Source organism: Aurantimonas sp. 22II-16-19i (genome assembly GCF_002088275.1).
Taxonomy (GTDB): domain Bacteria; phylum Pseudomonadota; class Alphaproteobacteria; order Rhizobiales; family Rhizobiaceae; genus Jiella.
Genome location: NZ_AQQS01000077.1, coordinates 1 through 2,136, shown reverse-complemented (window position 1 = coordinate 2,136; position 2,136 = coordinate 1). Strand labels below are relative to the sequence as shown.

General features: G+C 59.0%; 3 protein-coding genes. 1 reads left to right on the top strand and 2 read right to left on the bottom strand.

Annotated elements, in window-relative coordinates; genetic code table 11:
- Window positions 1-239: diguanylate cyclase (locus ATO4_RS26640; RefSeq protein ID WP_139802736.1), on the top strand; the 239-nt coding region annotated here is incomplete at its 5' end.
- 365 nt (window positions 240-604) lie between these two features.
- Here ATO4_RS26640 and ATO4_RS27550 read toward each other — a convergent pair.
- Together ATO4_RS27550 and ATO4_RS26630 are read right to left on the bottom strand one after the other, a co-directional pair.
- Complete coding sequence (locus ATO4_RS27550; RefSeq protein ID WP_139802735.1) at window positions 605-1,111, bottom strand: hypothetical protein; 507 nt, start codon at window positions 1,109-1,111, stop codon at window positions 605-607.
- Between the two features lie 181 nt (window positions 1,112-1,292).
- Window positions 1,293-1,655 (bottom strand): hypothetical protein, encoded by a 363-nt coding sequence (locus ATO4_RS26630; protein WP_083595108.1) that lies wholly within the window; start codon window positions 1,653-1,655, stop codon window positions 1,293-1,295.
- Window positions 1,656-2,136: the final 481 nt, after the last annotated feature.

The following is a 2,136-nucleotide window of genomic DNA, read 5'->3' as shown; positions in this document are numbered from 1 at the left end:
TTGCCAAGGCTATCCTGGAAGCGATCACCCATCCGTTCGTGCTGATGCAGCAGCCAGTTGTCATCGGCGTATCGATCGGCGTCGCCATTGCCGTCAAGGGCGGAGTGAACCACGCCGATCTGGTCCGGCGGGCGGACCTGGCGCTCTACCGTGTCAAGAATTCCGGCCGCAGCGGCTTCCTCGTATTCGAGGAGCGCATGACGCGCGAAAGCATTCAGATTGCGGTGGCCATCAGCTGAGTTCCTGCCACTATTGCTCTGCGCATCGAGGGCATCGCGCGAAGAACGTCTGCCAACGGAAAGTCTCGCCAGCGCAATAATGCGGCTCTGGCTGCCGCGCGTTCCGATAAAGTCGCGTTCCTGCACCAGCGTCTCCGATAGTAGGTTCACCTCTCGTACAGATTGCTTTCTAAGCGTCTGCTTTAAAGGAACGCGCTGTTCGCATAGGGCAATTCGTCGCGGCATTTGCCCCGGTTTCGATGATACTCTTGCCCGATGAACAAGCGCTATTCGAACTCATCACGCGACACCGAGATCGGGTTGGCCGTCTTCGCTCTCAGCGTGGTCGGAATGCTCGTAGTCGTCCTGGCCATGACCTGATGCTGTCACCAGAAGTTGGCGAGCAGTGACGCTTCGGCCGACTTGGCGCAGAACCCTGCGAACACGATCGCGATCGATACGCCGATGAACGCCAGCAGGATGGCATGATCGAAAAGCGACTCTGGATGGTCTTTGTCCGACCTTCGCAACGTTCTATTGCGCGGCATTCCCCGTCCCCCGATGTGCCGGCTCTGAAGCTGATGAGCCGGTCGCTCGCCTGAAGGACAGGTTAGATGACTATCTGCGCAGTGCGCAAGTATGCGGGGGCATTCGCCTGGATGAACGGGACGAGCACTGCACTTGCGCGTCGCCTGGTTCGACGCGGCAAGTCGCTCCCCGATGACCTGCCGACCCAGCAAGGTCGGGGCATAGGTGGCGCCGAGTTTTTCAACGAGGCGGTGCCGCAGAAGTTCATCTGCGATGACGTCAGGAATGATCCAAGCGACGGCATCACCAACCACCATCTTGCAAAGCGTATCCCACTCCGTTCCCTTCAACTCTGGCACTGTCATGACAAGCCCGACACTTCCTTTTTCTGCAAGGTAAGCAGGAAGATATGCCGAGATGCAATCCAAGCTTTTCAGGGCGAGGGCGACTCCGATCCCGGATGGTTGATGGGCGGATAATGATCAGTCATCCGACGTTTCAACTTGTTGCGGACGAGTCATCAAAACGTGCACTGTCGGGTTCCCCTTAGAAGCTCCTCCAATCAGGATCTGCGGCCATCTCCGCTGCGCTCGCGGTCACACCGCGCAGATCGCGGGTTCTCCCGACAGAATGCCGCGATACTCCCACGATCGCGATCATCGTCTCGATCGCGCACCTGGTCGCGATCGGGGCCGTCGCGGCCGGAATGATCCCGGCGATCAGGTCTGCCTCTGCCGTCTCGCCGATGGTCACGCCCGTCTCTGTCTGCGCGTTGATCTCGACGGAAGTCGTTGCGGCCTCGGTCGCGGAAGTCACGATCGCCAAAACGCGAAGCTGGCCGACGAATGTCGCGATCCACAACCACTGGGCCGGACGTGCTATACCCGCCCCCATAGCGACGGCCATCATCGACGCAGCTCGAAAACACGAGAGGCGCGAGCCCCAATATGACGACGATGCCAAGGCTTCTTGTACGCATGTACTTTCCTCCGATCTGAGTCGATCAGATGGCGCGGGCACCAGATGTTGCAAGTCTGCCCTTGGACGACCGCTTCATCGTGCCATTCATGGAACCCTCGAAGTACCAAATGACAGCGGAGGGCAAGATGGTGCCTGTCTGGTTCGCTCGGATCGAGAGCCGGACCCTGTAGAACCTCGGAACGGTCCGAACTGCATCCAACCCACTGGTCCAGAAGTGCCCGGTGACGAAGCGATTCGCAGGGCATCGGTGTGCCGACGGCGGTTCTCAATTCATGGTATGTTCCAGCCCTTTCCAGTGGGTCCTCCCGCTCCGTTGGAAACGGGTTCCCTTGTACTGCAATTGACCAGCGAGAGAATCGGCTTCTCTTAATCAGCGGGTCGTAGGTTCGATCCCTACATCACCCACCAT

Bases quoted from the DNA above. Each gene is read 5' to 3' on its own strand.
- ATO4_RS27550 (WP_139802735.1), bottom strand. From the start codon at position 1,111: ATGACAGTGCCAGAGTTGAAGGGAACGGAGTGGGATACGCTTTGCAAG.
- ATO4_RS26630 (WP_083595108.1), bottom strand. From the start codon at position 1,655: ATGATGGCCGTCGCTATGGGGGCGGGTATAGCACGTCCGGCCCAGTGG.